The organism is Bradyrhizobium sp. NBAIM18 (genome assembly GCF_020193825.1).
Lineage (GTDB): Bacteria > Pseudomonadota > Alphaproteobacteria > Rhizobiales > Xanthobacteraceae > Bradyrhizobium > Bradyrhizobium yuanmingense.
Genome location: NZ_JADYVO010000020.1, coordinates 134,190 through 140,365, shown reverse-complemented (window position 1 = coordinate 140,365; position 6,176 = coordinate 134,190). Strand labels below are relative to the sequence as shown.

At 67.8% G+C, this 6,176-nt stretch carries 3 protein-coding genes; 2 read left to right on the top strand and 1 reads right to left on the bottom strand.

The window, feature by feature from the left end:
• Window positions 1-194: 194 nt before the first annotated feature.
• Together I6F17_RS30850 and I6F17_RS30845 are read left to right on the top strand one after the other, a co-directional pair.
• Window positions 195-3,617 carry a tetratricopeptide repeat protein gene (locus tag I6F17_RS30850; protein ID WP_225128416.1) on the top strand — a complete coding sequence of 1,141 codons (3,423 nt, stop codon included), beginning with the start codon at window positions 195-197 and terminating at the stop codon, window positions 3,615-3,617.
• Window positions 3,618-3,852: 235 nt separating this feature from the next.
• Window positions 3,853-5,496 (top strand): lysine--tRNA ligase, encoded by a 1,644-nt coding sequence (locus I6F17_RS30845; RefSeq protein WP_225128414.1) that lies wholly within the window; start codon window positions 3,853-3,855, stop codon window positions 5,494-5,496.
• Between the two features lie 9 nt (window positions 5,497-5,505).
• On the opposite strand, the gene I6F17_RS30840 is transcribed toward I6F17_RS30845, so the two are convergent.
• On the bottom strand, window positions 5,506-6,162 hold the full coding sequence (locus I6F17_RS30840; RefSeq protein WP_081493833.1) for a helix-turn-helix transcriptional regulator: 657 nt from the start codon (window positions 6,160-6,162) through the stop codon (window positions 5,506-5,508).
• Window positions 6,163-6,176 lie beyond the last annotated feature (14 nt).

The window sequence follows — 6,176 nt, the reverse complement described above, 5'->3', positions numbered from 1 at the left end:
ACACCGCCCCAAGTCCCCCCCGCCCAACTTTAAGACAGCGGCTCCGCATTCCTTAACTCGTTATTTACCGTAACAGGAAAAAGTCGGTTTTCGAGGCAGACGACCCGCGCCAAATTCGATTGTCTTTGCAACCGGCACGCGTGGGGAAGCTGGAGGCGCCGGGTGGGGTGCCGAAGTCGGAACCGGACAGAGTCATGAATTCGCGCGTATCGTGGAGTGTCGACGGCATCGATCCATCCGTCCGGGAGCGGGCCGAGGCTGCTGCGCGCCGTGCCGGCATGTCGCTCAACGACTGGCTGAACTCCACGCTCGGCGAAACTGCCCCGCCTAACTTCCGCGGATCCTACGATCAGCGTCCGCAGCACGTGCTGAGCCAAGGACCGAGTCAGGAGAGCCGCGAAGTCGCCGACATCCACCAGCGGCTCGACGCGATCACCCAGCAGATCGAGCGGATCTCAAAACCCGCCCCGCGCCAAGACGCCTCAAGACAAGACTCCTCAAGACCAGACGTCTCGCGCGAGCAGGGCGTCGCGCGCCAGCTCAACGATGCGATCTCGCGGCTCGACGCGCGCCTGTCGCAGATCTCCCGTCCACAGCGGCAAGCGCCGCAGCCGCAGGCCCCTCGCCCCACCCCGGCCGAGACGCGCCAGCGCCAAGCCGATGCCGTCGAGCGCGCCGCCGCGCAGGTCTATCGCGGCTCACCACCCCTGAGCCCGGCTTCGTTCGACGTCGCGGTCGCCGAGATCACCGCGCGCCAGAGCGAGCTCGACGGCTTTGCGCCACGGCAGATGCCGCCGCGTGCCGCGCCGCCGCTTGCGCCAACGGCTCCTTACGCGCCGCCGATGGCGCCGGCCGCCCCTGCCTATGCGCCGCCGCCACCGCAGCCGGGGCCCGATTTTTCCGCGCTCGAGCGCCATCTGCTCAAGATCACGAGCCAGATCGAATCGCTGCAGCGGCCTGACAATACCGAGCAGGCCATCAACGCCTTCCGCAGCGAGCTGGCCGAAATCCGCGCCGCCATCACCGAAGCGATGCCGCGGCGCGCGATCGAATCCATCGAGAACGAGATCCGCTCGCTGCACCGTCGTATCGACGAGACCCGCTCCAACGGCACCGACGGGCAGGTTCTTGCCGGCATCGAGCGCGCACTGTCCGACATCAAGCAGGTGCTGCGCACGCTGACGCCGGCCGAGCAGCTCACCGGCTACGACGAGGCGATCCGCAATCTCGGCGCCAAGCTCGACCTGATCCTGCGCGCCAATGACGATCCCTCGACCGTGCAGCAGCTCGAAGGCGCGATCGCGGCGCTGCGCGCCATCGTCTCCAACGTCGCGTCCAACGAGGCGCTGGCGCGGCTGTCCGAAGACGTGCAGCTGCTGTCGTCCAAGGTCGACCAGATCACCCGCGCCTCCGGCCATGGCGACAGCTTTGCGGTGCTGGAGCAGCGCATCGCGGCGCTCACGGCGGCGCTGGAAACCCGCGAGCGGCCGCAGCCCTCCGAGAGCACCGAGCATCTGGAAGCTGCGATCCGCGCGCTGTCGGACCGTTTCGACCGCATGCAGGTCGGCAACGATTCCGCCTCGACCTTCGCCCATCTCGAGCAGCGTGTTTCCTATCTCCTGGAGCGGATCGAGGCCGCCGCCGATCCGCGCAACGGCAATTTGAGCCGCGTCGAGGACGGGCTGCACGACATCCTCAGGCACCTGGAACGGCAGCAGGCGACCTATGCGGCCCTCGCCGAGAGCCGCAACGCCGCGCCGCCGCCCGATTCCGGCATGGTCGATCTCGTCAAGCGTGAGCTCTCCGACATCCGCTTCAGCCAGACCGAGACCAACCGGCACACCCAGGACTCGCTCGAGGCCGTCCACAGCGCGCTCGGCCACGTCGTCGATCGCCTCTCGATGATCGAGGGCGATCTGCGTGCGGTGCGCACCGCGCCGCCTCCCCCCGCCCCGCAGCCGATGCCGATGGCGGCGGCGATGGAGCCGGCGCCGATGGCGCGCGAGCCGCGGCCGCAACCGCCAGCACAGCCGCCGAAATACGATCCGAAGCCCGAGCTGCCCAATCCAGCTGCCGCGCAGGCGGCGCCGGCTGCCTTCGTCGCCGCGCCGCGCGAATTCCACGCCGCCTCCCCTGCCGCGCCGCCGCCCGTGCCGGCGGCGCCGCCGGTTCCCCCGCGCGCGATCAGCGAGATCCTGGAGCCGCACACGGCGCGCACTGCACTCGCGCCGGAACTGCCGCCGGATCACCCGCTCGAGCCGGGCACACGGCCGGGCGGGCGCGTCGCCACGCCGTCGGAACGCATCGCCGCCTCCGAGGACGCGATCAGCGGAATTGCCGCCGCGCCGAAGGAGCCGGTGTCGTCGTCGAGCTTCATCGCCGCCGCCCGCCGCGCGGCGCAAGCGGCCGCCGCACAGCCGCCCGAGAAGCCGGCCCGCGGCGCCAAGGCCGCGATCGCCCGCGCCAAGGAGAAGGGCCAGGAAGGCGGCTCGACCATCACCTCGAAGATCCGCTCGCTGCTGGTCGGCGCGAGCGTGGTCGTGATCGTGCTCGGCACCTTCAAGATGGCGATGAACCTGCTCGAAGGCGGCAGCTCGTCACCAACGCCGCAGGCGATGCAAAACATTCCGAGCGAGCCAGCCCCGCAGCCCGCGCCACCGCCGGTCGAGACCAAGCCGGCCGCGCCCGAGCAGGTCACCCCGTCGATGACGTCGCCGACACCGATCGGACGGCAGTCGCAGAACAATGCCGCGCCGGCGCCTCTTCCCGGTTCCGGCGGCTCGGCCTCCGTTGAGATCCCGCAAGCGCCTGCCGCGGCGATGCCGCCGGCCTCAAGCGACGTCACCGGCGCGCTGTCGGGCACGAGTCGCGCCAAGCTCGGCGTCGTTCAGGTGCCGCCGAGCGAGAAGCTGCCTGACGGCATCGGCGGCCCGGCCTTGCGCACCGCGGCCATGAAGGGCGATGCGACCGCCGCCTACGAGATCGGCGTGCGCTTTGCCGAAGGCAAGGGCGTTGCCACGAATTACGACGAAGCGGCGAAGTGGTACGACCGCGCGGCGCAGGCCGGGGTCGTCCCTGCAATCTTCCGCCTCGGCACGCTCTACGAAAAGGGCCTAGGGGTGAAGAAGGACGCCGACATCGCGCGCCGCTACTACACCCAGGCCGCCGAGCGCGGCAACGCCAAGGCGATGCACAATCTCGCCGTGCTCGATGCCGACGGCGGCGGTCGCGGCGCCAACTACAAGAGCGCGGCGCAGTGGTTCCGGAAAGCGGCCGATCGCGGCGTCGCCGACAGCCAGTTCAACCTCGGCATCCTCTATGCCCGCGGCATCGGCGTCGAGCAGAACCTCGCCGAATCCTACAAATGGTTCAACCTGGCAGCTGCCCAGGGCGATGCGGATGCCGCCGGCAAGCGCGACGACGTCGCCAAGCGCCTCGACCCGCAATCGCTGGCGGCCGCCAAGCTCGCGATCCAGACCTTCAGCGCCGAGCCGCAGCCCGACGATGCCGTCAACGTTGCGACCCCGAACGGCGGCTGGGACAGCACACCGCAGGCCAGCGCGAAGCCGGCCCCCAAGCAAGTGGCGACGAAACGCTCGGCCTCAGCGGCGCATTGAGCCGCATCGAATTCGATTGCGCCTGCGGGGCTGCCGCATTTGAACCTCCATCGGAGATCGTCATGCCCGGGCTTGTCCCGGGCATCCACGTTCTTTGTGCTGCGTGGAAAGGCGTGGATGGCCGGGACAAGCCCGGCCATGACGGTGCTTGCGACTATTGTGCCCAAAATTGCGCACCTCGCAGCTTTTGCATTCTGCCGGGAAATCGCTATTTTCCGCGGCCCGGAGGCCCCTGATGTCCGTTATTGATCTAGCCGCAAACCCGAGCGAGTTGCGTGCGCTCGCCGAACAATCCAACGCCTGGCCGTTCGAGCAGGCGAAGGCCATTGTCGCGCGGCTGAAGAAAAGCCCGAAGGACGAGGTGCTGTTCGAGACCGGCTATGGTCCGTCCGGCCTGCCGCATATCGGCACGTTCGGCGAGGTGGCGCGCACCTCGATGGTGCGCCACGCCTTCCGCGTGCTCACCGAGGACAAGATCAAGACGCGCCTGCTCGCTTTCTCCGACGACATGGACGGCTTCCGCAAGGTGCCCGACAACGTTCCGAACAAGGAGATGCTGGCGGAGCATCTCGGCAAGCCGCTGACGCGGGTGCCGGATCCGTTCTCCAACGAGTACCCGTCGTTCGGCCACCACAACAATGCGCGGCTGCGCGCCTTCCTCGATCATTTCGGCTTCGACTACGAGTTCGCGAGCTCGACCGACTATTATACGTCCGGCCGCTTCGACGCGACGCTGCTGAAGATGCTCGCCGCCTACGACAAGATCATGGCGATCATCCTGCCGACGCTGGGGCCCGACCGCCGCGCGACCTATTCGCCCTTCCTGCCCATCAGCAAGACCACGGGCGTCGTGCTGCAGGTGCCGATGATCCGCCGCGACGTCGCGGCGGGCACGGTGACCTACGTCGATCCCGATACCAACCAGGAAGTTGAAACGCCCGTTACCGGCGGCAACGTCAAGTGCCAGTGGAAGGCCGACTGGGCGATGCGCTGGGTCGCGCTCGGCGTCGACTACGAGATGGCGGGCAAGGACCTGATCGATTCCGTGAAGCTGTCCGGCGCGATCGCCAGAGCGCTCGGCGGCACGCCGCCCGAAGGCTTCAACTACGAGCTCTTTCTCGACGAGAAGGGCCAAAAGATCTCGAAGTCGAAGGGCAACGGCCTGACCATCGACGAATGGCTGCGCTACGCCTCACCGGAATCGCTCTCGTTGTTCATGTACCGCGAGCCGAAGGCGGCCAAGCGGCTGTATTTCGACGTCATCCCGCGCAATGTCGACGACTACCAGCAATTCCTCGACGGCTTTCCGAAGCAGGACGGCAAGCAGCAGCTCGGCAATCCGGTCTGGCACATCCACAACGGCAAGCCGCCGACGGGCGACATGCCCGTCACCTTCCAGCTGCTCCTGACGCTGGTGTCGTCGTCGAACGCGGAGAACGCCGAGACGCTGTGGGGCTTCATCGGCCGCTATCGGCCCGGCGTGAGTCCGCAGACGCATCCGAAGCTGGATGCGATGGTCGGTTACGCCATCAACTATTATCGCGACTTCGTCGCGCCGACGAAGCAGTTCCGCGTGCCTGACGACAGCGAGCGCGCGGCGCTGCAGGATTTGCGCGATGCGCTGTCGCAGCTGGCGCAGGATGCCTCGGCCGAGGACATCCAGAACGTTGTCTACGAGATCGGCCGCCGCGAGCCGTTCCTCGACCAGGTCAAGAAGGGCAAGGACGGGCGCCCCGGCGTGACGCTGGACTGGTTCAACATGCTCTACCAAGTGCTGCTCGGCCAGGAGAAAGGCCCACGCTTCGGCTCCTTCGTCGCGGTCTACGGCGTGCAGAACGCGGTCAACATGATCGACGGCGCGCTGGCGAGGAGTGCGTGAGCGACGCCATCACTGGCTCGCCCAGATGATGCGCGCAACCCAGGCGACATCGCTCGCCGCGACAGTTCGCGCCGCCTGTGACGCATCGAGGGGCGCCAAGTCCAAGGTCTTTGCCGTGCGGCGCTTCAGGGTCGCGATCGTGATCTCGTCCGTCTTGATCTTGACCACCACGCGATCACCCTTGCGGATCGGCGCCGCAGGCGAGACCAGGATGATGTCACCGTCGCGATAGGCAGGCAGTAGCGCAGCGCCGGAAATCTCCAGCGCAAAGACTTGACCGTCCTCTCCGATCGGAAGCGCTATCTCGGTCCAGCCCCTGCCGGTTGGAAGACCGGCCTCATCGAAGGCGCCGCTCATTCCGGCCTGTGCAAAGCCGAGCAGCGGTACCGAGCCGCGGCCGCTTCCACGGTCGTCATCAATCAGCTTCGCAAAGCTGTCGATCGAGGCGTCGGCCGCCGCCAGCGCCTTTGCGATCGATTCGGTCGAGGGCCAGCGCTCGCGGCCGTCGGCGGTGACGCGCTTGGACCTGTTGAAGGTGGTAGGGTCGAGCCCGGCACGCTTGGCAAGGCCGGACGGCGACAATCCGGCGCGCGCCGCCAGCCGGTCCAGCGCGGCCCAGATCTGGTCGTGAGTCAGCATCCTCTGCGCTTTGGCCTGTCTGACCATGGAAGGTCCAGCCC

Excerpts from the sequence above, each read along its gene's own strand:
- I6F17_RS30850 (WP_225128416.1), top strand. The coding sequence starts at position 195 with ATGAATTCGCGCGTATCGTGGAGTGTCGACGGCATCGATCCATCCGTC.
- I6F17_RS30845 (WP_225128414.1), top strand. The coding sequence starts at position 3,853 with ATGTCCGTTATTGATCTAGCCGCAAACCCGAGCGAGTTGCGTGCGCTC.
- I6F17_RS30840 (WP_081493833.1), bottom strand. The coding sequence starts at position 6,162 with ATGGTCAGACAGGCCAAAGCGCAGAGGATGCTGACTCACGACCAGATC.